The 26,725-nt window shown below is 25.8% G+C and carries 24 protein-coding genes and 1 tRNA gene; 9 read left to right on the forward strand and 16 right to left on the reverse strand.

Annotated elements, in window-relative coordinates:
* Positions 1-16: 16 nt before the first annotated feature.
* The 6 genes from KQ876_RS04065 to KQ876_RS02965 all read left to right on the forward strand — a co-directional run bounded on the left by KQ876_RS04065 (position 17) and on the right by KQ876_RS02965 (position 5,665).
* The gene (locus tag KQ876_RS04065; RefSeq protein ID WP_205852220.1) at positions 17-1,099 is read left to right on the forward strand and encodes an LLM class flavin-dependent oxidoreductase; all 1,083 of its coding nucleotides are present in this window, start codon (positions 17-19) and stop codon (positions 1,097-1,099) included.
* 140 nt (positions 1,100-1,239) lie between these two features.
* Positions 1,240-1,314, forward strand: a tRNA-Trp gene (locus tag KQ876_RS02945).
* 44 nt (positions 1,315-1,358) lie between these two features.
* The gene (locus tag KQ876_RS02950; protein WP_205852724.1) at positions 1,359-2,360 is read left to right on the forward strand and encodes an NAD(P)H-dependent glycerol-3-phosphate dehydrogenase; all 1,002 of its coding nucleotides are present in this window, start codon (positions 1,359-1,361) and stop codon (positions 2,358-2,360) included.
* A 49-nt stretch (positions 2,361-2,409) separates the two neighbouring features.
* Positions 2,410-3,759: a trigger factor gene (tig, locus tag KQ876_RS02955; RefSeq protein WP_216490201.1), complete on the forward strand. Its 1,350-nt coding sequence runs from the start codon at positions 2,410-2,412 to the stop codon at positions 3,757-3,759.
* 102 nt (positions 3,760-3,861) lie between these two features.
* Positions 3,862-4,812, forward strand: coding sequence for an ABC transporter ATP-binding protein (locus KQ876_RS04455; RefSeq protein WP_216490203.1), 951 nt, complete (start codon positions 3,862-3,864; stop codon positions 4,810-4,812).
* A complete protein-coding gene (locus KQ876_RS02965) occupies positions 4,805-5,665 on the forward strand; it encodes an ABC transporter permease (RefSeq protein WP_205852726.1) in 861 nt (286 codons plus the stop codon). The genes KQ876_RS04455 and KQ876_RS02965 overlap by 8 nt, the downstream gene beginning before the upstream one ends.
* A gap of 706 nt (positions 5,666-6,371) precedes the next feature.
* Here KQ876_RS02965 and asnS read toward each other — a convergent pair.
* The 5 genes from asnS to rpsD form a co-directional block, all read right to left on the reverse strand.
* Positions 6,372-7,730: an asparagine--tRNA ligase gene (asnS, locus tag KQ876_RS02970; RefSeq protein WP_216490207.1), complete on the reverse strand. Its 1,359-nt coding sequence runs from the start codon at positions 7,728-7,730 to the stop codon at positions 6,372-6,374.
* A 1-nt stretch (position 7,731) separates the two neighbouring features.
* Positions 7,732-8,199 carry a YhcH/YjgK/YiaL family protein gene (locus tag KQ876_RS02975; RefSeq protein WP_205852728.1) on the reverse strand — a complete coding sequence of 156 codons (468 nt, stop codon included), beginning with the start codon at positions 8,197-8,199 and terminating at the stop codon, positions 7,732-7,734.
* The gene (rbfA, locus tag KQ876_RS02980; protein WP_205852213.1) at positions 8,199-8,546 is read right to left on the reverse strand and encodes a 30S ribosome-binding factor RbfA; all 348 of its coding nucleotides are present in this window, start codon (positions 8,544-8,546) and stop codon (positions 8,199-8,201) included. Before rbfA ends, KQ876_RS02975 begins: the two co-directional genes overlap by 1 nt.
* A 177-nt stretch (positions 8,547-8,723) precedes the next feature.
* On the reverse strand, positions 8,724-8,939 hold the full coding sequence (gene rpmE / locus KQ876_RS02985) for a 50S ribosomal protein L31 (RefSeq protein ID WP_205852212.1): 216 nt from the start codon (positions 8,937-8,939) through the stop codon (positions 8,724-8,726).
* A gap of 18 nt (positions 8,940-8,957) precedes the next feature.
* On the reverse strand, positions 8,958-9,557 hold the full coding sequence (gene rpsD / locus KQ876_RS02990; RefSeq protein WP_205852211.1) for a 30S ribosomal protein S4: 600 nt from the start codon (positions 9,555-9,557) through the stop codon (positions 8,958-8,960).
* A gap of 413 nt (positions 9,558-9,970) precedes the next feature.
* On the opposite strand from rpsD, the gene KQ876_RS02995 reads away from it, so the two are divergent.
* The 3 genes from KQ876_RS02995 to KQ876_RS03005 all read left to right on the forward strand — a co-directional run bounded on the left by KQ876_RS02995 (position 9,971) and on the right by KQ876_RS03005 (position 14,113).
* Positions 9,971-11,074: a hypothetical protein gene (locus tag KQ876_RS02995; RefSeq protein WP_216490209.1), complete on the forward strand. Its 1,104-nt coding sequence runs from the start codon at positions 9,971-9,973 to the stop codon at positions 11,072-11,074.
* 134 nt (positions 11,075-11,208) lie between these two features.
* Positions 11,209-13,275 carry a leucine-rich repeat protein gene (locus tag KQ876_RS03000; RefSeq protein WP_216490211.1) on the forward strand — a complete coding sequence of 689 codons (2,067 nt, stop codon included), beginning with the start codon at positions 11,209-11,211 and terminating at the stop codon, positions 13,273-13,275.
* Positions 13,276-13,339: 64 nt separating this feature from the next.
* Positions 13,340-14,113, forward strand: a complete 774-nt coding sequence (locus KQ876_RS03005; protein WP_205852208.1) for an MAG0110 family membrane protein — start codon at positions 13,340-13,342, stop codon at positions 14,111-14,113.
* Between the two features lie 177 nt (positions 14,114-14,290).
* Here KQ876_RS03005 and KQ876_RS03010 read toward each other — a convergent pair whose 3' ends face one another.
* The 11 genes from KQ876_RS03010 to KQ876_RS03060 all read right to left on the reverse strand — a co-directional run bounded on the left by KQ876_RS03010 (position 14,291) and on the right by KQ876_RS03060 (position 26,388).
* The gene (locus KQ876_RS03010; RefSeq protein WP_205852207.1) at positions 14,291-14,725 is read right to left on the reverse strand and encodes a 23S rRNA (pseudouridine(1915)-N(3))-methyltransferase RlmH; all 435 of its coding nucleotides are present in this window, start codon (positions 14,723-14,725) and stop codon (positions 14,291-14,293) included.
* On the reverse strand, positions 14,725-16,545 hold the full coding sequence (gene mnmG, locus KQ876_RS03015; RefSeq protein WP_374978438.1) for a tRNA uridine-5-carboxymethylaminomethyl(34) synthesis enzyme MnmG: 1,821 nt from the start codon (positions 16,543-16,545) through the stop codon (positions 14,725-14,727). Before mnmG ends, KQ876_RS03010 begins: the two co-directional genes overlap by 1 nt.
* A 114-nt stretch (positions 16,546-16,659) precedes the next feature.
* Entirely contained in the window at positions 16,660-17,097 is a 438-nt protein-coding gene (locus tag KQ876_RS03020) for a hypothetical protein (protein WP_216490215.1), read from the reverse strand.
* Positions 17,090-18,835 carry a threonine--tRNA ligase gene (thrS, locus tag KQ876_RS03025; RefSeq protein ID WP_205852733.1) on the reverse strand — a complete coding sequence of 582 codons (1,746 nt, stop codon included), beginning with the start codon at positions 18,833-18,835 and terminating at the stop codon, positions 17,090-17,092. Before thrS ends, KQ876_RS03020 begins: the two co-directional genes overlap by 8 nt.
* Positions 18,822-19,838 (reverse strand): tryptophan--tRNA ligase, encoded by a 1,017-nt coding sequence (trpS, locus tag KQ876_RS03030; protein ID WP_205852203.1) that lies wholly within the window; start codon positions 19,836-19,838, stop codon positions 18,822-18,824. The genes thrS and trpS overlap by 14 nt, the downstream gene beginning before the upstream one ends.
* A gap of 91 nt (positions 19,839-19,929) precedes the next feature.
* Positions 19,930-20,964 (reverse strand): hypothetical protein, encoded by a 1,035-nt coding sequence (locus tag KQ876_RS03035; protein ID WP_216490217.1) that lies wholly within the window; start codon positions 20,962-20,964, stop codon positions 19,930-19,932.
* Positions 20,965-21,112: 148 nt separating this feature from the next.
* Positions 21,113-22,108, reverse strand: coding sequence for an aromatic motif membrane protein (locus KQ876_RS03040; RefSeq protein ID WP_216490219.1), 996 nt, complete (start codon positions 22,106-22,108; stop codon positions 21,113-21,115).
* Complete coding sequence (locus tag KQ876_RS03045) at positions 22,095-22,961, reverse strand: aromatic motif membrane protein (RefSeq protein WP_205852199.1); 867 nt, start codon at positions 22,959-22,961, stop codon at positions 22,095-22,097. The genes KQ876_RS03040 and KQ876_RS03045 overlap by 14 nt, the downstream gene beginning before the upstream one ends.
* A complete protein-coding gene (locus tag KQ876_RS03050; RefSeq protein WP_216490221.1) occupies positions 22,948-23,961 on the reverse strand; it encodes an aromatic motif membrane protein in 1,014 nt (337 codons plus the stop codon). Before KQ876_RS03050 ends, KQ876_RS03045 begins: the two co-directional genes overlap by 14 nt.
* Positions 23,939-24,655, reverse strand: a complete 717-nt coding sequence (locus KQ876_RS03055; protein ID WP_205852197.1) for an ABC transporter ATP-binding protein — start codon at positions 24,653-24,655, stop codon at positions 23,939-23,941. The genes KQ876_RS03050 and KQ876_RS03055 overlap by 23 nt, the downstream gene beginning before the upstream one ends.
* A complete protein-coding gene (locus KQ876_RS03060; RefSeq protein ID WP_216490223.1) occupies positions 24,655-26,388 on the reverse strand; it encodes an ABC transporter permease in 1,734 nt (577 codons plus the stop codon). The genes KQ876_RS03055 and KQ876_RS03060 overlap by 1 nt, the downstream gene beginning before the upstream one ends.
* Between the last annotated feature and the right edge of the window lie 337 nt (positions 26,389-26,725).

Consider the following 26,725-nt stretch of genomic DNA (forward strand, 5'->3'; position numbering starts at 1 on the left):
TTTTAGAGGAGTAATTATGAAAATTGAATTAGGTATTTCTACATTTGGTGAGACAACTAAATTAGAATCAACAGGAAAAATCGAATCTCACCACAAAAGAATCAAAGATTTAATCGAAGAAATGGTGCTAGCTGACGAAGTTGGTCTTGATGTTTTTGCTGTAGGGGAACACCATAGAGATGATTTCGCAATTTCTAGCCCTGAGATGATTTTAGCTGCTGGAGCAGTTAAAACAAAAAATATTATTTTAACAAGTGCTGTTACTGTTCTTTCTTCAAACGATCCTATTAGGGTATACCAAAACTTTGCACATGTAGATTTAATGTCAGATGGTAGAGCTGAAATTATGGTTGGTAGAGGTTCATTTACAGAATCATTCCCACTATTTGGTTACCAATTAAGAGACTACGACGGATTATTTGATGAAAAATTAGATATGCTACTTGAAATAAAACGTGATATTAACTTAAATTGAAAAGGAACATATACTCAAACTGTTGAAAATAAACCTGTTTATCCAAGAGCATTAAATATGCCAATTTGAGTTGCGACAGGTGGAAACCCTAACTCAACAATTGATATTGCAACACGTAAATTACCAATTGTATATGCAATTATTGGCGGAAATCCACATGATTTCAAACCACTTGTACAAGCATATCGTGCAATCTACAAGGAAGCATCAAAGGCTGATAAAAATCCATCATTCGAAAACATGAAAGTTGGTTCTCACTCATGAGGTTATATTGATGAAACTGATGAAATAGCAGCACAAAAATATTGACATCCAGTTAAATTATTCGTTGACCGTATAGCAAGCGAAAGACCACATTGAACTGAACTTACAAAAGAAAGATACGAAAGAATGATCGGCCCTGATGGAGCTGTATTTGTTGGAAGTCCTGAAACTGTAGCCAAAAAAATTATTAGTGTAATTGAAACAGTTGAATTAAATAGATTCTTAATTCACCTACCAGTTGGTTCAATGGACCATAAAGATATTATGAACTCAATTAGATTATTTGGTGAAAAAGTTGCACCTATTGTTAGAAAATATTTTGAAGATAAAGAAGACTTTGCAACTAAATACATGAAATAATTTTTAAACGAACATTTTTTAAAGATGTTCGTTTTTTATTAAATTTTTTTAGGTTATAAAAAAGTCTTTGTCCATAAGTTTTTAACATAAAATTTACTATATATAAAAAAATAATGTATAATATTAACACTTATATTGTTAGGGGTATAGTTCAACGGTAGAACAACAGGCTTCAACCCTGTGTGTTGTGGGTTCGAATCCTGCTACCCCTGCCATTTTTTTATACCTTTTTTTAGATTATTAGAATATAATATATATTATGAAATACAAATATGACTTTGGCTTTATAGGAACAGGAGCTTACGGTAGTGCGCTAGCTAATGTTTTATCTTATAATAATAAAAAAATATCTATGTATGGCATTGATGAAAAAGAAATTCAGGACATAAATAACGGACATAATCAAAAGTACTTTGGATCAAATAATTTCTTTAATAAAGATAATATTTTTGCTACAAATGATTTATCTGAAGTTGTTTTAAATTCCAATTTTGTGGTTCTTGCAATTCCTTCAAATGCTATAAAATCTGTTTTAAAACAAATAAGCAAATTAATTAAATTTAAGAAGATAAATTTAATTAATTTATCAAAAGGTATTGAACCTTCTACTGAGCTTTTTTTTAGTCAATTTATTAAAAGAAAATTTAATAAAAACTTAAAAAATTTAGCTACACTTTTAGGGCCTTCTTTTGCTATCGAAATTTTTAATAAAGAATTAACAGTTATAAATATTGTTGGTGAAAACAAAGAATACAACGAAGAATTAATTCAAAATTTTAATAATAATTATTTTAAATTAGTTGAAAATAATAACGAAATAGGTTTAGAATTATTTGCTTCTCTAAAAAATGTTTTAGCAATAGGTTTAGGTATAGCTTCCATCACAACAGAAAGTAAAAATACAAATGCAGCTTTAATTACAATTGGTATTCAAGAAATGATAACAATATATCGTAAACTCACAAATGATTCAGACAATAATTTTGTTTACCAATTTGCGGGTATAGGTGATACTTTTTTAACTTGCACATCGGTTAAAAGTAGAAATTATACATTCGGTACAATGATTGGTGAATTTGGGATAAACGAAGCTTTAAAAAAAACAAATGGAACTGTAGAGGGTTTTACGACTGCTAAATCATTAGAAAAGATTATTAAAAACAATCAAATAAATGTTCCGTTTTTTGAAAATATTATAGAAATACTTTCTAACAAAAAAGAACACATGAAAATATGTGATTTTATAACTAAAAATAGTTAAAAAATAATGTAAAATTATATTATATTTATAATATAAAATAAGGAGTAAAATGATTAAACATACACAAGATGTTAAAAATTCTCAAGTTGTTGTTTCATACACAATTAAATCAGATGAATTTCAAAAATTATTTAATGAATCAATAGATAAAAAAGCACAAAAAGTTAAAGTTCCTGGTTATAGACCTGGTAAAGCTCCAATTGAGAAACTAAGATCATACGTTAACAAAGAAGATGTTTTTACAACACTTATTAATAACTTAGCTAGAAATAAATTCTCTGAAATTGCTAGATATATCTCAGAAAATAAATTAGCAGTAGTTTTACAATTTCATGAATTAGATATTAAAAACGAAGAAAACGGTGACTTAGTAATTAATTACAATTTCCCTATGATGCCTGATCTAAAAAAACTTACTTTAAAAGGAATCGATACTAAATTTAACTTTAAAAAAGTAGGTAAAAAAGAAGTTGAAGATGCAAAATTAGAAATTTCAGAAAAATTCAATGGTCTTGAAGAAATTAATGACAAAAATGAAAAAACAGTTTTAGGTGACACAGTTAACATCGACTTTAAAGGATTTATTGATGACGTTGCTTTCGAAGGTGGTGAAGCTCAAGGACATGATTTATTATTAGGTTCTAAAACTTTTATTCCTGGATTTGAAGATCAATTAGTTGGTAAAAAAACAGGATATAAAGGTGATGTAGTTGTTAAATTCCCAGCAGATTATTTTGTTAAAGAATATAGAGACAAAGAAGCAACATTCCAAGTTACAATAAACGCAATTAAAAGACCTTCAAAATTTGACTTTAACGATGATTTTGTAAAAGGATTCAAAATTGAAGGAGTTGAAACTTTAAAAGAATTTGAAAAATTATTAAAAAATAAAAAAGAAGTTGAGTTCTTTTTAGAATCAATTAGACAATTTGAATTAGAAACTATTGAAGAAATTATTAGCAAGTCAAAACTAGAAATTAATCGTCAATTATTACAAGATAGAATAAAAAAATTGGAAGATGATTTTAACAATTCATTAAAACAATACGGATTAAAGAGAAAAGAATATCTTTCATTTGTTAAAACAACAGAAGAAGAATTAAACGAAGAATTCAACAAAATAGCAAGTTCCGAACTTAAAAAATCATTAGTTCACGAATATTTATTTGGTGAACTTAAAATAAATGAAGAAGATAAAGACTTCAAAGAATTTAAAGAAAAACTACAATTAAGCGGAGAAAAAGGTATACCTGGTAACTCGGCTCAAGAGATTGAAAAAACTAAATCAGAACTTGTTAAGACAATTACATTTAACTACAAATTGCTTGTATTATTAAAAAAAGATAAAGATGCAGAAGAATATAAAAAATTAGCATTAAAATTAAAATTCACATTCTAATAATATTTAAAAATCAGGAGAATATCCTGATTTTTTGAAACATTCTTTCATTTTGAAAATATTTTTTGAAAGTTATATAATAAGAAATATATAGGAGGGAATGTGAATTCAAATGAAGAAAACAAAACAAATAGTGAAGTTATTGTAATAAATAACTTAGAAAAAAGTTTCAAAAAATATAAAGCTTTAAAAGGGATTTCTTTTAGCGTGAATAAGGGTGAATTGTTTGGTTTTTTAGGACTAAACGGAGCTGGTAAAACAACCACATTGAATATTATTTTAGGCTTATTAAAACGTGATGCGGGAGAAGTTTTGATAAATGGTCAAAATATTGATGAAGACATAGTTTCAATTAGAAAACAAATAGGTATTGTGTTTCAAGAATCTATTTTAGACCCCGGATTAAATGTATATCAAAATTTACTAGTTAGAGCTAGTCTTTATAAGTCTTTTTTTAAAGATAAAACTCCAAAAGAAATCGTTGACGAAATTATTGATGAATTTCAACTAAATGATTTTGCTAATAGAAATTACTCTCAACTTAGTGGAGGACAAAAAAGAAGAGTGGACATAGCTAGAGCACTTGTTCATAAGCCGTCGATTTTATTTTTAGATGAACCTACAACCGGTCTAGATCCAAATTCTAGAAAACTTGTTTGAGAAATACTTGGTAAAATACAAAAAGATAGAAATCTAACTATTTTACTCACAACTCATTATATGGAAGAAGCAAACAATTGTAATAGAGCAATAATAATTCAAAAAGGTGAAAAATTAGTTGAAGGGTCCCCTTCAGAACTGAAATCAAAATATTCAAGTTCTAACATTAAAATATATAAGATGTCAAACACATTAAGTGACTCAATTTCAAAGTCAAATTTAAATTTTAAAATTGAAAATAATGTTTATACAGTTAAATTTAAGGATTTTAATGAAGGTTCAAAATGAATTAAAGAACACATCAAGCATATTGAAGATTACGAATTTTTCAAAGGTTCAATGGACGAAGTCTTTTTAAATGTAACCGAACAATTTGGAGGTAAAAATGTTTAGTCAGTTAAGCAATTTATTTAAAAGACATTTCTTAATCTTTGCAAAAGATAAAAAAAGAATTTTCTTTACCTTTATGAGTCCTATGATTGTACTTTTATGTTTCGCGTTATTTGCAAGAAATATTTACATTGGCCAAATGCCAAAACAAACGCCTGAAATTATTAAAAACCAATATGCCGATATAAGTTTAATGATTGGGCTTTTATCGGTAACCACATTTACAAACGCAATTAGTTTATCAAGTGTTATGGTAACTGACTCAGAGAGAAAAATATTAAATGATTTGTATATGACACCCGTTAAAACTAGTGTCATACGTTTGAGCTACCTACTATTCAATATATTTTTAAATATTTTAATTACGACAATAATGTATCTAATAAGTATTTTTTGAATGTTAGGAAACAAAACTTTTATTGTGAACAACCAAACTACTATTCCGTTTGCAAAAGGAATGTATATTTGATTTAGCGTTATTGTTGGATGCATCTTAAATAGTGCTATATTTGTGTTCATTTTTAGCTATGTTTCAAATAGTGCTGCATTTAGTGCCTTAAGCGCTTCTTTAAGCGGAATCGCCGGTTTTCTTATTGGTGCATTTGTTCCACTAATCACATTTCCAAGAGCACTTGCTGAGATATCAAGTTTAATTCCTGCTACACAAATTAGTAATTTAATTAAATACTTTGCTCTAAAAGACTTGTCGTTTGTGAATCAAAGTAACGCAAGTTTTGAATTCTATATTCTATTAGGACAAGATATAAAATGATGAGGATCATTCCTATATGCAACAAGTTGAATTACATTAATGTTTACACTTAATTTTGTGATTAAAGTACCTAAAATTAAGTAAAAAAATAACATTTAATTAAAACTCCAAATTTAATTTAGATTTGGAGTTTTAATTTTTTACAATACTATCTTTATTATTTTTTTTAAGATAATTATTTCATACTTTAGAAAAATTTCTGCATCTTGATTTTTTCTATCTCTAGTTAGGTTGAAAAGTGTTTCTATCCATATCGTCAAAATTTACAATATTTCCCATTTCCATTTTTATACCTAGACTTTTTCATCTTGATGAACGATTACTTTATCTTTAATTCTTTAAGTATTAAAATCTTGTTCGATTATTACCTCATTTATAAACGATATTTTGTTTGTTAAATCATAAAAATAAAGTGCTGTTTGATAAGAAAAAAATAATTGCATTATTTGTTGTTGAAAAAATAGTTTCATCATAATTATAATAATTAAAACTAATGTAAACTCACTCGAATCTTTCGAAGTCACCTTTTTAAACATTTTTATTAAATATCATGAATGGATATTATTTTAAATAGCTATTTCGATATTATTACGTTGTTAGATTTCATAATTTTAGGATGTTTTAATTTCTTTTGTGCTCTGTTATACTACACATATACAAGTTATAAATTAAATATTTAATAATTATTTTAATACTTTAGGTTTTCAAAATAAAAATTAACATTTACGTAAAATGTTAATTAATAATATTAGATTTATATATTTTTTTCACATATTTATGTGATATTTTATTACATTTTAATGTTTCCTGGTGTTCTTGGGTAAGGAATAGTATCTCTAATATTTTCCATACCTGCAACGTACATTACAAGCCTTTCAAACCCTACTCCAAAACCAGATGATTGCATGTGTCCAAAACGTCTTAAATCAAGGTATCATTGTAGATCTTCTTGGTCAATACCTAATTCGTTTACACGTTGTACTAATTTTTCGTAATTTGTTTCTCTTTGGCTACCACCAATTAATTCACCAACACCCGGTACTAAAAGGTCGAAAGCAGCGACTGTTTTACCATCTTCATTTTGATACATGTAGAAAGCTTTAAAGTCTTTAGGGAAATTGATTACAGCAACAGGAGCTTTGTAAAGTTCATCTGTTAAATATTTCTCGTGTTCACTTCCTAAGTCTAAACCAAATTTAATATCTTGGTTTTCGAATCTATCTTTAACTTTCGATAATTCTTCAATTGCATCTTTGTAATCAACGATTTTAAGAGGTGTATTAATATAATTTTCTAAACGTGAAATTAAATTGTTGTCAATATGTTCGTTTAAATATTCTATCTCTAATTTATTAATTGATAAAGTGTTTCTAATAACGACTTTAAGCATATCATCTGCTAATAAAATAGTTTTATTTAAGTCATAAAAAGCCATTTCTGGTTCTATCATTCAAAACTCAGCTAAATGTCTTTTGGTATTTGAGTTTTCTGCTCTAAAAGTTGGTGCAAAGGTATAAATCTTGTTCATACCTAAGGCATAACTTTCTCCATGTAATTGACCTGTAACACCCAAACTTGCCTTATTGCCTTTACCAAAAAAGTTTCCTTCTTTTGATGAATCATCAACTAAAAATGTTTCACCTGCCCCTTCTCCATCATTGCTTGTAATAATAGGGCTATTCATATAATAAAATCCTTTATTATCAAAGTATTTATGTACTTCTTTCGCAAGAGTTGAACGTATTAACATAACAGATCTAAATAAATTAGTTCTATGTCTTTGATGTGGTATTTCTCTCAATGTTTCAATTTTCATTTCTTGTTTTTGAATAGGAAAATCTTCATCAACGTTTTTATAACCAATTAATTCTATCGCCTTCATTTCAATTGGTTGTGGAGAATTAGGTGTCGCATTTAATGAACCTTTAATTTCGATAGCTGCACCGTTTCTTAATTGATCTAATAAATCAAAATCAAATTGTTCACCCTTAAAAACTACTTGTAAGTTTTTAACAGTTGAACCATCATTCATTTCAATGAAACGAATTTTCTTGCTACCCCTATTAGAAACAACTCAACCTTTAACTGTAACATCAGTTCAGCCATCGTAAAAGTTTGGTTTTAAAATCATTTTTTTAATAGTATGCATATTATTCCTCTATATTAATTTTTATTATTATTTTAGTTATTTCCCGCTTTGTTTTATCAGTGATTAGCGGACAATGCAATTCACCGGGTAAAAATAAAGCAAAATATCCTTTAGTCAAACGCAAATAATTATTTTTATTATTGTAATTCACAAAAACAACATCGTTTTCGGGTTTATGTAATAAAACATTTTGTTCGTTATATTCAGGATTTAAATCATATCCAAATATTTCATCACATTCACCTGCGTAAATATGTATATCCACATTTTTAGCATGAATTTCGCCGAAAGTTTCCCTCGGAAATAATTCTTTATACTTCATTTTGACAATTTTAATTTTGTCATCAATTTGTGTGATACCAAAATCTAGAGTGCTAAAATCAAATTCTTTAAGTAATTTTAAAGCACGATTTAGTGACGAATATTTGGTTTGATAAACATCAGCATTAATAATTTTATCGTATATCATTATTTATTATTTTCCTCGTTTTTTATTTTCAATAAAACTTGGTCAATTCTGCTACCAATTGTAGATACATCATCAAAGTAAAATTTAATCGAAGGAACTTTTCTTCAATTTAATCTCTTAGATAAAATTCTTTTCACCATGCCCGCAGAATTATTAAGTGCAATTAAACCTTTTTCTTTATTAGAAAATAAGTTTACATAAACCTTTAGATAACTCAAATCTGATGATAACTCCACATCCATAACAACTGGATCTATGATATTTTTATTTGTTATTTCATTAAACAAAATATCTGCTATCATATTTCTAATTAATGCTTCTTTTCTTTTTAAATTTATATTGTTCATAAGTATTTAAATTATATATTATTTTATCCAAAATTTATACAAAAATAAGCCTAGTATATATTAAGTTTTGAATTTTTTTAATAAAATTATCGTTTTATATTCGTTAGATATATTAAACAAAAAATATTAAAAAACATCAAGAATATAAAAATTATACTTGATGTTTTTTTGTAATAATTATTTGTTTGCGTTTGATTTTTGTAAACGTTTGTTAAATCTATCAATTCTACCTGTAGCTTTGATTTGAGTTTTGTTTCCTGTGAAGACTGCGTGACAGTTTGAACATACGTCAACTGTAAAGTTTTTTCTTGTTGATTTAAAAGTAAATTCTTTTTGACATGTTGAACAAGCAACTTGAACTTCGTAATAAGCAGGATGTAAATCTTTTTTCATTTTTTTCGATCCTTTCGACTATTTTGAGTAGAACTCAACAACTAAAGCATCTTTGATTTCTGAATGAATTTCTGTTCTTTCTGGCAATCTATCTAATTTAGCTGTAAAGTCTTTTCTTGTCATTCAAGCTGAAGCTTGTTTTACTTCTAATGCTTCTAAAATTTGTTTATTTGTTCTTGATTTTTCTTTTAATTCAACAACGTCCCCTAATGAAACTACCATTGAAGGAATATTTGCTTTTTTACCGTTTAATGTAAAGTGTCCGTGATTAACAAGTTGACGAGCTTGTCTTCTTGTTGTAGCAAATCCAGCTCTATAAACTACGTTATCTAAACGTGTTTCAAGTAATTGTAATAAATTTGTACCTGTAACACCTTTAGCTTTAACAGCTTTTTCAAAAGCTTTACGTAATTGTTTTTCGTTTACACCAAATAAGTGTTTAACTTTTTGTTTTTCGTATAAGTGTAAACCGTAATCTGATAATTTAACTCTTTTGTTTCCGTGTTGCCCTGGTGCATAAGTTCTTTTTCTACCTTTTGAAAATTCTTTACCTGTTTCTAAGATAGAAAAACCTAAACGACGAGCTTTTTTGAAAACTGGTCCTGTGTATCTTGACATTTTTTCCTCTTTCTGCATAGGATGAGGGTTTATTTCTAACTATTAAAGTTTAACTTAATGTTTTCAACTAAACAGCTTAATCTACTAACAAAGTTTGACATGTTAAATTTTTCTTAGCTATAATAAACTGCTGTGCTCAATTTATGCTTTATTATTTTATCATTTTTATGCATTTTTATAAATAATATTTACAAGTTTATTTACCTTAAATTAAGTCACATTTTTCAATATGCTAAAAACACATTGCAAAAATATCTAATTATTTAAAAAATATTTTAAGCATTAAATTATATGTTGTATAATTTGTTTATATTACTGGTCGGTAATATAAAATTAAAAATTTAATTTCATATACTAAGTCATATTAATTTAAATGACAATTACATAATAAAAAATAAATAAACGAGGAAATAATGAAAAAAATAAAATTATTAAAAAAAATACTTCTCCCACTATTGGGATCAAGTGTTATTGTTGTTGCGTCATGTTCAAATCAAGCAGAATCTAATATTTCAAAAGAAAAAGAAAGTAAAGAAACTACAAAAGAAAATAATGAAAAAGAAACAGAAACACTTAATTTAATTACAAATTCGGATGATAATTCCGAAAAAGGTGAATCAAAAGAAACTAAAACAACCGACGAAGTAAATTCTGATTCTGACGATGAAGAAGGTGACGATGATGAAGAAAACGGAATTTTCGGTTCTTCAAAATTATCAAATTTAGTTGGATTACTTAAAGGTGATTCTAACAGTTCAGATTCAGTATGATCAGGTGGCTCAAGCGGCTCAGATGAAGACGAAAATTCTTTAAAACAACAAGCAAGCAAAAAATTAAACGAAGCTTGAGAATACTACGATTTCCTTACAGAGGATGAAGATGGAAAATATTCAGATCTATCAGATAAGTTAAATTTAGGAATAAATAATATACAAAAGGAAACCGGTTATTTTAAAGGAAATTTAACAAATGAAAAAGCTCAAAATTTCATTAATCGCATTAATGAACTTTTAGAAGATACAAAAGCTAAAAAAGAAGCTATTGATTCTGAAAATTCAAGCAATGATGACACAACTAAAGAAACCGAAAAACAACAAAAAGAAGGTGAAGAATCAAATTCTAACACTGCAAAAGAAGAAAAACAAGAAAATCCTGAAGATGAAAAAATAAAAAAAATATATAGCGAAATAGAAGACATAATTTTAGAAGCTTATGATTATGATACAGATGAACTAACTGATGAAAAATATAAATCACTTTCAACTGAATTAATGGAAAATCTTGAGAATTTTAAGCAAAAACTTAAAGAAGCTAAAGAAACACTTTCAGAAGACAATGCTAATAATTTTAAGGTTGAAATAAGAAAAATTGTAGATGATATAAAAGTTAAAAAAGAAGCTATTGATAACGAAAATACAAACGGAGAAACTACATCAAAAGACTCTGATGAAACAGAAACAAGCGAAGAAGCGCAACCGGATGAAGAAACTTCTACAACATCAACAACACAAGAATAATTATTAATAATAGATCCTAGCGATCTATTTTATTTTGCAAGAAAAAACCATTTATTTTAAAAAAACATAATTATTCGATTGTATATTATAATTAAAGTAAGTTTTTAAACTTAAAGTTTGTATAAGGAAGTAAAATGAAAAAAAATAAAATACTTAAAAGTCTACTTATCCCTATATTAGGAACAAGTTTTGTGACTTTAATTTCATGTTCTCCAACAAAAGAACAACAAAGCAAAGTTATAACTAATGATTCTTCAAATAAAAATCATTCTGAAGAAAAACAAAATAATTCAGAAAATCAAGATATTTCAAATTTAAATAACGATAAGATAATAAACAATAATTCTAGAGGAGCAGAAGAAAAAAATAGTAACAAAGCAAGCTCTAGTGACACTCAAAATAATAACAGCCAGAAAAATAATCGTGGTAATTCAAGTGAAGGTTATTCAAACTCAGATGATGAAACTAATAATGAATCTAAAGAAGATGATCAAAACGTTAAAAAAAGCGTACTAGAAGCATACGAAAATATAATTAATGAACAAAAAAACTTTATAAATTTGTATAATGAAGCTAAATTAGAAAAAAACATAATGTATAAATACGAAATGTTATTTGATTCAATAGATAAAATTACTGAAGATTTTGATCGATTAGAAACTCCGCTTAAATTTGATAAACAAGAATTAGAAAAATACAATAAAACTCTAAACGATTTAAAAGATAAGTTCGATGAAATTACTAAATTAAAAAATACTTTAAGTACTCACCAGGACACTAGGCCTGAATACTATGCAGGAAATTTTGACAAAAATAATATTAAAAAAGAGGAATCTTCACCTAAAAATGATTACAGTAACTACCCTGAACTTGAAGCTATAAAAAAATCTACCAAAGATGGAAATACAAATGTAGATCCTGTTAGATCTTTAGTAAATAAAAAAGCTTTAGAATTCATCGATCTTGCAAAAGGAAATATAACTGATTTCAATCAAAATAACTATACCTTACATCAAAAGGAAGAATTGAGACAATTTCTTAATGAAACTATTATAAAAGGTGAAACAAACAAAAAAAATCAAATAAGACTTGTGTTTAATTGAATTACAAAAAACGTACAATATGCCAGACAAGCTAATCAAGCCAAATTAAACCCATATGAAGTTAAACAATATTTATATGCCGTTTGTGGTGGGTATAGTATATTATATAAAGCATTTTTAGATTTGTTAGGCATTAAAACAGTTATGGTTATTGGTTGATCTTCTGCTGGAGCTCACCAATGAAATGCAATACAAGATCCTGAAACTAATGAATGATTCTTTTCGGACACAACTTGAGGGGTTATTGACCAAAGATATTTTAGACTATCACCTAAAGAAATTTCAAATGATCATATGGTGGAACGTGTTTTAGATTTAGATTTTAGTAATGAAAATGTAATATATGAATACTGAAACGGATTATCAGTTAAAAATGCACTAGTAGATAACCCTAATATACTAGATAAATTAGATGAAATTGTTGTAGAAAATATTTCGGACACTATTTTAAATAATGACAAAGTAAGAACATTACATATACCACAATTTGTAAAACACATTGAATACCCCGGAACTAAAGGCACATACGCTTTTGATGTTTCAAAGGATAATAAATTTTTTGCTTCACAAGATGGTATTCTATATAGTAAAAACTTTGAAAAAATATTGATGACTCCTAATAATTTAAATGTTAAAAATGTCGTAATACCAAAAGAAACATCAACATTAAATGATGGAAAAGAATTATTTGAGTCAAGCGTTGTTGAAAGCATTGAAGTTGAGGCGGGTAATTATTCTTTCGCTTCATTTAAAGGAGTTTTATACAACAACGACTTTTCACAAATAATATCAATACCAAATGGACTGACAAATTTAGTTGTGCATCCAAATGTTAAATTCCAAGGACAAGAAATATCTTTCAAAGATAATATTAAAACAGTTAAATTAAACGAGGGAATCACAAATATTGTAGATTATACATTTAACACACTTAAAAAATTAGAATATGTTATTTTACCATCTACAATTGAAAATATTAGTGAATATGCCTTTTGACAAGTTAAAAATATAACTCTTAAGACTTACAAACATAACAAATACGTAGAGGACTTCGCAAAAAAACATTCATTTAAATATGAAGTTATTGAAAATAATTAAAAATTACTTCCTTTTATATAAAGGAAGTTTTTGTTTAATTTAAAAAAATAATATAATTTAAAATATGGAAAACATTAAAAAAATCTTTACTGAAAGCAAAACATACACCGGTGCTAGAAAAGTTATTTTTATAACAACTTTTATTTATGCATTTTTATTTATTTTAACAATATTATTATCCATTTTAGGAAGTTCTATATTAGAAAAAATGTTATATAGCTCTAAATATAGTGGACGAGTATTTTTTATAGCATTAGGTTTAATATTATTTGGTGTTGTTTCTAATTTTATAATTTCGTTTTTTATTAGAAACAATAATATGAGTTTACTAAAATCATCGTTACTCGCTATTTTTAATTTAATAATATGAACATCGATAATAACTGGATTTTTATTTATTTTCAAAACAAACGAAAGAGTTTCATCAATAAATGCAACCAATAACACTTTTAGTTATACAAACTTTCTTTTAATATCCTGTTTACCATTATTAATTTTAATGGTTTGTGCTACGATAGGTTATTTCGAACTAATTAATAAGCATATACTTAAAATAACAATGACATTACTCGGAATTGCCTTAATGATATTATTTTTTGTTTCTTTCTTTGTCTTAAAAGTTCAATGATATTATTCATTATTAAGTGTCATTTTTATATCAGGAGCAACAATATTTGAGTTTTACTATGTAAAAAAAGAAATTCAAAACTTTGCTTATGTATCTTCAAATTCTCAAATATATAGCTACGCAATTAATTTGGCAACTAGATTATTTGTTAACACGTCATCAATGTTAATACATATTTTAAGACTTTTATCTTTTTCAAGAGATAATTAAGAGATATATTACTTTTATAAAAAGTACTTAAAAATAATATTAAAACATTTAATATTAGCAAAAACAAAGCAACAAGCACCAACACTTATTAATGCTTGTTGCTTTTTTATTAGACATAAATATTTTTTGCTTTTAAAAACACTACTATTTATATAAAAAAGTAAGTAATCACTTACTTTATTTATGATATGTAATTCCATTTTTAATTGTAAATGCTCTATATATTTGCTCAATGAGCATCACTCTAAAAAGTTGATGTGGAAAAGTCATTTTAGAAAAATTTAACTTATTACTAAAATATGTTTCTATAACTCCATTTGATCCTCCGATTACAAAAGTTATATTATCTGTATTAGTAATACGTTCACTAAATTCTTCTGATGTAACTTGCTTAGCTTGGGTAGATAAGTAAATGACTTGTGAATTTTTTGGTATTTTTTCTAATATTAATTCTGTTTCTTTTTGTTTCTTCAATTCTATATTTTGTATTTTTTGTTCTTTAATTTCTATTAAGTTAACTTTAGCAAAAAAGTTAACTTTTTTTAAATAATCATTAAAAAGGACTTGATATTCTTTAGATAAACTGCCTACTGCAACAATATTTAATTTCATTATTTTTGAGAAGCTATATGAAACATTAACATTTGAATATCTGCAGGGTTAATTCCCGAGATACGGGAAGCCTGACCGACAGTCTTAGGTCTAATTTGTTCAAGTTTTTGCATTGCTTCTGTAGCTAAATTAGCTACTTGACGATAATTAATATTATCAGGTATTTTAAAGTTATCTAATTTAGACATACGATTTGCCAATGATTCTTGTTTTCTAATATAACCATCTAAACGAACCATTGTTGTTAATTCATTTTTAAATTCAAAATCACCTAAAATATCTTTAGCATCCACGTCTGGTCTAGCTAAAGCTTTTAACATTGAAACACCATTTTCAATTTTATATTTAATTCCAATTTCGCTCTTAGATGAAACAAATTGTTTTGATAATTCATCTATTTTTTTATTGATTAAATCATATTTATCAATAACTTTTTTATAATCATTATCATTAACTAAACCAACATTATGACCGTGTTTTGATAATCTAATATCAGGATTATCATTTCTAAGTAATAAACGATATTCTGCTCTACTTGTAAGCATTCTATAAGGTTCTTTAGTCCCTTTTGTTACTAAATCATCAATTAAAACACCAATGTAAGCATCACTTCTTCTTAAAATAAGAGGTTCTTTATTTTCTAATTTTTGACCCGCATTTATACCCGCTATTAAACCTTGGGCGGCAGCTTCCTCATATCCACTTGTTCCATTAATTTGACCTGCAGTAAACAAATTACCAATAACTTTTGACTCTAATGAACTTGAAATTTGTAAAGGGTTTAATGCATCATATTCAATTGCATACCCTCATTTTTGAATTCTTGCATTTTTAAGTCCTGGTATAGTTCTTAACATTTTATCTTGAACATCTATTGGCATAGATGTAGACATACCATTAACATAAATAATACTTCCGTCAGCTGTTTCTGGTTCAAAGAAAATTTGATGGCGTTCTTTATCCCTAAAACGCATTACTTTGTCTTCGACACTTGGGCAATATCTAGGTCCAATTCCTTTAATTAAACCTGAATACATTGCAGATTTAGAAATATTATCTTCAATTATTTTATGTGTTTCTTCGTTTGTATATGTTAAGTAACATGAAATTTGTTCTGCTAATTTAACACCTGAACGTGAAGAGAATGTTAGTGCAGTGTCATTTAAAACTTCTTTCTCAACCTCTGAAAAATCAATGGAGTCAGCGTAAACTCTTGCAGGAGTACCTGTTTTTAATCTTTGTAGTTCTAAACCTAGTTTTTCGAGTGATTTACTTAATTTAGGTGTAGTTTTTTGGTTGTCGGGTCCACTTATCGTAATTTCATCTCCACGTAAAATTCTAGAATTCATATAAGTACCTGTTGTAATAACGGCAACTTCTGCTTCTATTAGACCAATCCCTTCAACTTGAAAACCCTTAAATGTATTGTTTTGATCTGTTATAACTTCTTCGACAACAGCTTCAATTAAGGTAATATTAGGATGTTTTTCGAGTGCTTCGTAAATAATCTTTGAATATTTATCTTTATCAATTTGTGCTCTTAGTGCTCTAACCGCAGGTCCTTTTGATTCATTTAGCATTTTTATTTGAATCATTGCTAAATCAGAAAAATAACCTTGAACTCCACCTAAAGCATCTATTTCTCTTGTAATTATACCTTTAGCCGGTCCTCCAATAGAAGGATTACATGGCATCATAGCTAATCGATTTAAATCGAAAGAAATTAACGCTACTTTATGACCTTTGTTCGCTAAAGCAAATGTGGCTTCGACACCTGCGTGACCACCACCAACTACAATTGCGTCATATTTTTTTTCTATCTTAAACATAATTTAATATTTTACCAAATTTAATATTTTATTGTAAAAAGAGCTAAAAAAAGTTAAAAATAACGTAAAAAAGGACGTTGTTTTTAACTTTTATATTTTTAAATCTTAGAAAGGGGACTTAACTTTTAAGAATTTTCTTATTTTAGTTATATTTTGGCTCGTTATAAATTTAATAGATAAAAAGTAAATTATCACAAATACAATTACAACAGGTATAACATCACCTGTATATCAAACTCATTGAAAACTTTTATCATCATTAACAAATGGAATTCACATAAGTGTATTAGTAATTCCTACAACCAAAATAACTCATGACAAATTTTTAAATTTGTAATAATAATATGTTGCTAATAAAAATCCGCCAATAATAAAAATAATGCTAAATAATGTCGAAAGAATAATTCTTACTCAATAGTTTAAATTCAAACTTTTTGTTTGTTCGATTAAATGCCAAGGTATTATTCTTCCAGAAATTAAAACTAATGCAATTACACTTAAAGTAAATAAAATATTAAAAATTCATGATATTTTCTTATTCACGTGTTTCTTTAAGTCTTTCTAATAAATTAATAAAGTCATCAAGTGAAACCGTAGTTGTTTCGGTTTCGCCATATTTACGATACGAAATAGTGTTCGAAGTTCTTTCTTGTTCTCCCAAAATAACTTGGAATTTAGATTTTGATATTTGTGCTTCACGCACTTTTTTTCCTAATCTTTCTTCAGAAGAATTTAGTTTTGATCTAAATCCTAGTGAAAAAAGTTTATCATTAACTAGTTTTGAATAATTAAAATCTTCTTCTGAATTTGTTGCAGGAATAACAGTTATTTGTTTTGGGGCAAGTCAAAACGGTAAAACACCTTTAGTTTGTTCAATTAATATTGCAACAAATCTTTCGTATGTACCGATTAATCCACGGTGAATCATAACCGGAGTTTCATCTTGACCTTGCGAATTTGTAAATGTTATTCCAAATTTTCTTGGTAATAAAAAGTCTAACTGTAATGTTGAAACGGTTATTTCATGACCTAAAGCGGTGAAAATTTGAATGTCCATTTTCGGACCATAAAAGGCAGCTTCTCCAACTTTTTCTTCGTATTTAACACCTAGATCATTTAGAACATTGCGTAATTCATTTTCTGCTTCATTTCACATATTATCATCATCAAAATATTTTTCTTTGTTATTTTGATCTCTCAACGATAACGAAACATAATCAATCTTTATTTTAAATGCTTCAAGTGTTTCTTTAATTAATTGATACATTGATTTGAATTCTTGTGCTATTTGATCTTTACGCACAAATAAATGACCCTCTGTTAATAGCATTCCACGAACACGTTCAAGACCTGTAAGAGCTCCAGATTTCTCATAACGATATAATTGTGATTGTTCGCTATATCTAATCGGTAAGTCTCTATATGAACGTTTTTCTGTGTTATAACAAATTATGTGATGCGGACACGTCATTGGACGTGCAATTAATCTTTCATTTTCTACAACAATTGGTTTAAACATATCATCTTTATAGTGAGATAAGTGACCTGAAATTTTATATAATTCCTCTTCACCAAAATGTGGCGTTAAAACCTCGGTAAACCCATATTTACGGTCATTTTTTAAAACTAAATTACGAATTTCATTATGAATAGCCATACCATCTTCTAATCAAAAAGGTAAACCTTGCCCACCCAATTTATTAAAAGTAAAAAGTTTCATTTCTTTACCTATTTTACGATGATCTCTTTCTTTTCTGTCTTTTAAAATTGCTAAATACTCATCTAATTCTTGTTTTGTTTCTCAAGAAGTACCGTATATTCTTGTTAATTGAATATTATCAGAATTACCTCTTCAATATGCACCAGCAAGACTTAAAAGTTTAAAATGTTTGATGTTTTTAGTATCTTCAACATGGTTTCCTGCACATAAATCAGTAAAAATAACTTCCTTATTTAGTGGGTCAACTAACGAATAAAATGTTATTGTTTTTCCCGCTGCTTTTAACTCATTATACAATTCTTGTTTATAAGGTTTATTTGTTAAATCATATTCTTCTTCTGATACTTGTTTCATTACTAAATTTCTAGAAGCAAGTTTTTTCATTAAACGTTCTATTTTATTTAATTCTGAATCAGACAATGGATCTAAAAACTCAAAATCATAATAAAAACCTTCATCAGTTGCAGGACCAAATCCTAGTTTCACATTAGGAAAAAGTTTCTCAACCGCAGCACCTAAGAGGTGGCTTGTAGTATGATTCAATTGCTTATTTGCTTTCATTTATTTCTCCTTCAAAACCAATATTTTTCATTATTTTTGATAAAGTTTTGTTTGCTATAATATTAGCTTTTTTTGCACCATTTTTTGCTATTTGGTCAACAATTTCAAGAGCTTTGTAATATTTAGATTGAATATCAATTAATAAATCTTTAACAGCATTTCCGACTGCTGATTTAAAGTCTTTATAATTATAGTCAGCAAATATTTTTTCTGCTTCTTCTAAACTAATTTCTTTAATTGAAGCATAAATATTTAATAAATTCAACACGCCAGGTTTTTGTTCTGAAACATAAACTTTATTTTCTGAGTCAGTAACTGCTTTCATAATTTTAGAATACGCCTTATCAGGATCATCAAGTAAATATATTATAGATTTTTCACTTTTAGAATCTGACTTAGACATTTTAAAATTTGGATCTGTTAAAGATCTAATTCTTGCTCCAACTTTTGGAACGTAACCGGTTGGTATTTTTAAATCTAAATTATATTTTGAATTGAATCTCTCAGCTATATTTCTAGTCAATTCTAAATGTTGAATTTGATCTTCTCCAATCGGTACAACATCTGTATTATAAAGCAAAATGTCTGCAGCCATTAAAGGAGGATACATCAAAAGACCGGTTGGTATTTTCTCAGTTCCGTTACCTTGTTTCATTTTACTAGATTTATCTTTAAATTGAGTCATTCTTGATAATTCACCAATAGTTGTTAAAGATGTACAAAGTCATTGTAAAACACCAGTTGCCATAATATCAGATTGATAAAATAAAGTCGTTTTTTCATAATCTAGTCCACATGCAATGTACATTGCTATAATGCTTTTACGTGCTTTATTAAATTCAACAGGATCAACTACGCCTGTACTCAATGCGTGTAAATCAGCAACAAAAACGTATGAATCATATTCCTTTTGCATTAAAACAAAATTTTTAATAGCACCTATATAATTACCTAATGTCAAGCTACCTGTGGGTTTTATACCACTTAGTAATGTTTTTTTCATATTTTTCTCCAATAATTTAATTATTAATTAAATTATAATACAATTTGAAATTATATATTGTATTTAACATTAAATTTAAAAAACCAAAGACCTATACTCTTTGATTTTTCATTTTTGAATTAATATCAGATAAAATATCATTTATTTTTTCAAATTCTTCTTTTGTTAACTTTCCTTTTAATTCTATTGTTTTAGAAACAATGCTATAAATTTTTTTCATTTCTTCACTATATTTTTTGTTTTTTTCATCTTTTCCATAGTGATTTAATTGATATTCGATTTCGAATAAGTAAGTATAATCTATATTACTTTCAATTATTTGCTCTAATATTTTGAAAATTATCATTATTATAATTGCTCTAAATTCCTTTTGATTGTAATCAAAATTTTTAAGCAAATTATTCAATTCATTATCAAGTAATTTGAAAAAATTAGAATAATCAGCATGTCCATGACCGACATTTGAACTTTCCAAAATTTGATCAACAAAATTCATGTCAATTTTATTATTTTCTATAATCTCTTTATATTTCTTTAATAAAGAAAATCCTTGTTCTATTTCATTTTTATGTGTATCTAGATTAAGTGCAACTATTTTACTTAAAATACTCTCAGCCTCTCTAACGTATTTATATTTTAGAAAATCATTTTCATTAGAATAAGAAGTAAAAACAGATGAAGTGATTGTTCTCAAATTTAAAAACAAAATTGAACTTATCAATCGATCGTTGTTTTTTTCGTTATCTTTTGAACCATCATTTTGCATATGTCTATCTTCGTTTATTGATTCAATTTCATTTTCTTTGGTTTGCGACGCATCATTTTGCATATGTCTATCTTCGTTTATTGATTCAATTTCATTTTCTTTACTTTGTGAACCATCATTTTGCATATGTCTATCTTCGTTTATTGATTCAATTTCGTTTTCTTTAGTTTGCGACTTATCATTTTCTATTTTATCTTTAGAAGACTTGTTATTTTTCATTTCATTTTTGTCATTTAAGTTTTTGTCTGGCATGTCACTTTTTAGTTCTTCTTTTTTTGTGATATTTGATGTACAACTTGCAAGTGTTGCAAAAGAACTCATAAAACCTAAAAATAATAATGATTTTGTATATTTATTCATATTTACCTCTCTCTATTTTTGATAACTATTTTACCATAGATTTTAAATTACAAAATTTTAATACTATGATATAGCGTTAAAGGAAAAGATGAAAAGTAAAAAACACAAAAAACTATAAAAATAATATAGTTTTTTGTGTTGAATATTTTTATTTAATTACATCGATCAATGTGTATCTAAAAGTTTCACCTCCGTATTCTTCAACAAATAATGTACGTTTTGCATCACTAGGTTTTATTTTAGAACTTTCTCAAGGCGCGACAGTATCAATGTATTTTTTTAGATCAAAATCATTTAATTTATCATTACTTAAAATCAATTTAGGAAATGAATAAAGATATTGGTTTAAATAAACTCTATCAACATTTTTCCTTTCAATTACTTCGTTATTATTGTATTTTGTTACTTTTTTTGTTCCAAAAACTCTTATAAAATATATATATCCTTCTTCTGATAAAAAGTATATTCTATCTTCATATTTATAAATCGTCTCTTTTATTTTGTAAGTTGAAGAATTTGGATTTTTTTCAAAGTTTTTAACTGAAAATTCTCTTAAATCATATTCTTGTATCGCTGCGTCAATAATTTGTAATTTTTTAGGATTGTAGAAATCATTAAATATTTTTTTATTAGTTTCTAAATCTTCTATAAAGTCTTCTTTAAAAGCTTTATCGGGTTCAATATCTGAAAAGTGAAAGAAATTAAAGCGATTTATATTAAAAAGAAAGAATAATCAATTTTTTGAATATAATTGTTCTTTTATATCGGCGGACTTTTCAGTAATAAAATTTTTTCCGTTGCTAAAAAAACTGGTTTCATCATCGAAATCAGAGATTATATTATTGCCAAATCTTGAAGCAATTTTAATATCATCAAAATATTTTTCCTCAACACTTTGTTGATTTTGAATATATTTTCGAATTTCATCTTTAGAATTAAAAGATCTTTCTAAAATTAATTTTATATATTTTTGATTAATAAAATTTTCTCATTCTTTATTTTCATCATTTTTTTTAATAAAATTTTGAGCGGATTGCAATTTCTCCACATTAGTAGATGTATTTGAACACGAAAGGGACATTAGTAAGGGTAGGCTAAAAATAAAAGAACTAAAAACTATTTTTAAAATTTTACTTTTTTTCATTTTCGGCTCCTTTAAATAAAATGGTTGGAAACACAAAAATAGGGCTTCCGTATCTTTGTTCTTTAACCATTACTTCTTCAAATTCAGAAAATGCAGACGGATAGTTATGTATAAACAATGTATGAACAATAGAAGAAACTAATGCCAATGAAATAGACTTAGCTTTTGATTCAGGAAAATATCAAATCATAGGCAAAATATTTATTGTCGGTTGATCTTGATCTAGATCGTTTACACTTAATCTAAATACCATTTTTTCTTTTAAAATATAATAAATGTTAGTGTTTGATATCTCGATGGATTCATCCCCTACTCTTATCTTTTCTAAAAAAATATTTTGAAACGAAAAAGTATCAACATTTTTTTTATTTTGAATAATTTTTTTATATTCTTCGCTTGCGGTATTTCCGTTTTGCAATCCATCAAATACATATTCTAGAAAATTAAATTCAAATTGATTAATATGAGTTAAGAAAAAATATCAGTTTTTAGAAAAGAATTCTCTTTGTTTTTTTGCAAACTCAATCCTTGAATTGTTATCATCTAAATTACTAAATTCCTTTTGGTTCTGGATAAATTTTTCCAAAATTATTTTTTCGTTTATTTTTTGTGAATTCAAAAAATCTAATATTTTAATTTTATTACCTTTAAAAAGTTGATTCAGTATTCTATTTAAAATATCTTCAGTTTTAGTTTTATTTTTATCTATCGTTTTTTCGCTAACTTCGTCTAATAATAATATTTTTTGACTTAGTTTATTTCTGGAAGATTGAGAAAAGTCGGCACATGATACAGAACTTAAAGGCATTAATATTGATATTAAAAAACCAGTTAAATATTTATTTATTTTCATTAAAACCTCATGTATATCTTTTAACTTTGATACTCTTATTTAATCTATTAAATTCAAATATTTTTTTAAAAAATAATTCAGAATAATTTTCGCTATTAAAAATTTGGAATAAAGATACATCATTATATTTTTTATAACTAATATTCTCATCATAGTTGTTGGATTTAATTTTTTTAAAATATTTAATATCCTCTTCTATTCTTTGATTTCTAAGTTTAATAAACAATTCAAACATTTGCGCAATATTTTTATCGCTCAAATCACTATCAAAAACAAATAAATCTGGTGTTATTTGTAAAATATTTTCATCATTTTTATTATATGCAAAAAAAGGAATTAAAGCATTATTTGAAATTTGTACAAAGCCTATTTTCTTATTAGTATATATATCTTCTTGTAAGTTTGGTAAGTCAAAAAATTTAAAACCTTTAATATCCTTAGAATGAATTTTATAAAATAATTTATTTTGTTTTAATAATGACTTAAATTCATTGACATTTGTTTTATCAGTTTTTCCTTTATCATTAACATTATCTTTATATTTATTGTCAAAAGGATTGAATTGAAATAACATCGAATCTAAATTATTTAAATATCAGAATCAATTATTTGTTAATAAATTATTTAATATTTCTATTGATTGTCTAGCATACTTTATTTTAATTTCTTTTGCTTTATCTAAAATGTTAACAACAGAAAAAGGTGAATAAGTCAAAGAAACATTTAGTTCGTCAAAATAATCATTACTAATATTATTTTGATTTAAAAAATATTCATTTTTAAAAGTTTCGCCCAAGTCTTTGCTAAAAAAGAAAGTATTAGCTAAATTTTTAAGGTATATATTTTCATCTTTTTTATTATATAAATAATTTTTGTAATTATTCTTATCTTCATTATTTGTTTTAGATGAAATAATAAGTGCGGCGGTTAATATAGAAATAGCAACTGTTGAAGAAATAGTCCCTAATAAAATTTTTTTAATTTTTAATAACTTTTTCATAAAATACTTTTTCTAAATTTGTAGTTTTAGGCCCGTTAAATAATATTTTTCCTTTGTGAATAAGAGTAAACGAATCAACATATTTATCAATTTCACTTAATATATGTGAACTAATGAAAATTGTCGTCCCTTTTGAATGCAACTCTTTTAAAAGATTAAATAATTGATATCTAGCCGTTGGATCTAAATTTGCCGCTGGTTCATCCAAGATTATTAATTCAGGATTATTAAGTAACATTTGGATTAATAAAACTTTTTTCTTTTGTCCTGAAGAGAAATCATATGGTTTCTTGTATTGTAAACTTTTAATCTCAAATTTTTCTAATAAATAATCTATTTTTTGTTGAACTACTTTTTTAGACAAAGAACCTAAACAACCTAAGTAAAGTAAATATTCGTTAGTGTTTAATTCTTTTGGAAAAATAGCACTTTCTGGCACATAACCGATTTTAGATTTAATAGTTGGATTATTTTTAACATTAGAATTATCTATTAATATTTCACCAGTATAATTTACATATGAACTTATTATTGACTTAATAGTTGTTGTTTTACCAGAACCATTTTCTCCTATAAAAGCGTGAAATGACCCTTTTTTAACAACAAAATTTAGTGAAAAAACTCCAGTTTTTTCTTTATTCGCACTCTTATAAATTTTCGTTAAATTCTTAACCTCTAAAATATTATCATTCATTATTTATAATCCTTTTTATAATATAAAACACTATTAATTGTAATAAGTACACTAATAATTGCTATTCATATTAATCAATATATATTTTTATCAACTACTTTATTAGTCCTTGATAATTCAAAAACTTCATTACTTGTTTGAAATAAATAGTTATCTGATTTAGTTAATTCGTATCTAATAATAATTTTATTATTATCCCCTATTTCTTGTTTAGGTGTGTATTGACTATAACCACCAATATTATATTTAAAATCACCAACTTGTAATGTTAATTGTGTTGGAGTATATTCTAACTCATCTACTGGATTAATTAAAATTGAATCTACTATTTGTTGATTTTCAGTGTTCATAAAATTAAAATAAGCATAATATAAAATAGCTATACCTAAATAAATTTTCTTTTCTGTAATATTCTTGATTTCTTTAGTTTGAAGAGATTTCGGATTTAAAACTATTGAATTAGTTTCTAATCTATTTAAATCACTTGATTCATCATTAATAATTTGTTCGATTTTTGAAAGTAAAGTTACTTTAATATCTCTTTGATCAACTAAATTACTATTTGTGTTTATAAATTCATCATAAAATTTAGTTACGTAATCAATAAAAACCTTATCACTTAATAATTCTCTTAAATAATTCCATTGAATTTCACCTACTAAATTATCAGCCGAAGAGTAAACATATTGATCTTCAGGGAATAAAAATTTAAACGAATCTGCTTTTTCTCTTGCGTAAATTATGTTTCTATTTTCTAATCCTGGTATATTAGATTGATTTTTTAATAATCCAGGCACTAAATAAACACTATTAGAAACTCCTTTAAGAGTTCCGTCTTCATTAAATTCTTCCACTTTATATTTTTCTAAATCAGAATTTTGTTTTAAAGAGTAGTTATATATAAAACTTTCATTATTATTATAATTGAAATATTTTTCTAAATTATTGATTTTTGTTCCACTAAAAAGATTAAATACATTTACATCATCATAATTAAATGTATCTAACATTTGATACGGGGTTGCTAACAATGAGTATATTTGTCAGCTTTTTGGAGCATTTTTAGCAATTTTGTATGCTTCGTTTAAGAAAACTTTTTGATCATTTCTAAATTCTTTATTATTCATACCATTTGGAACAATATAAAAATTATCAGAGTAGTTATTTAAATAAAATATTTCGGCATTAACTAAGTTTCCGGAAGGATTTTTTTTATGCTCAGTATTTAAGTAAAAAGCAAAATTATCACTCACCGAGGTTGTATTACCTGATATAAGAGTTCCGCCAAAAGCTAAGGGGCTAAATAAAACAACAGGTAACGTTAAGGCTATTTTAGAATTGAATCAATACGCTATTAATAAACTTACATTTCCGAAAAGAATATAACTTAAATAAATAGTTAAAAAAGTTGTATATAATGTCTTTATAATTCACATATGATTTAAAACACTTGCTAATAAAATATTTAAAAGAGTTATCATTGTTGTTCAGTATAACCCAATAATAATATTTACTATTGTTTTTCCAAAAATGATATTTTTTCTTGATAATGGTTTTGAAAAAGTTAATAATTCTAGTCCATCTTCACTTAAATCTTTAAAAATATTTATAGATTTAAGTGAAGAAAAAAATATTGTAAAAATCAATTGTATAGCAATAGTTATATAAAAAATAATGTTAATTTTGTTATTATCTAAATTAATTTGAGAAAAAACTATTGTAATAATCAGCATTAATAAAATTATAATAATCGGTATTATGATTGAGTTTTTCTTTTTTAGAATAACCTTATGCAAAAATTGAATATAATTTCTTGTATTTTTCATATTTCCTTTCGTTTATCATATTACTAGTTAGTAATATATAATAATATTATATATTAAGCACTAAATAACAAAATATTTTTATATTTTTTTATTAATTAACATCTCTGACAAAAAAGAAATAAAAAAATGCCCTTCTGGGCTTATTCTTTGAAAACTGAATAGTAATTAATAATTCATTAAAATGTCTTAAATACATCTTAACTTCTAAACCTATCAATTTATTAGTAATGGTCAGCTAAATGTA

The sequence above is a fragment of the Mycoplasma sp. CSL7491-lung genome, assembly GCF_018913965.1.
GTDB lineage: Bacteria > Bacillota_I > Bacilli_A > Mycoplasmatales > Metamycoplasmataceae > Mycoplasmopsis.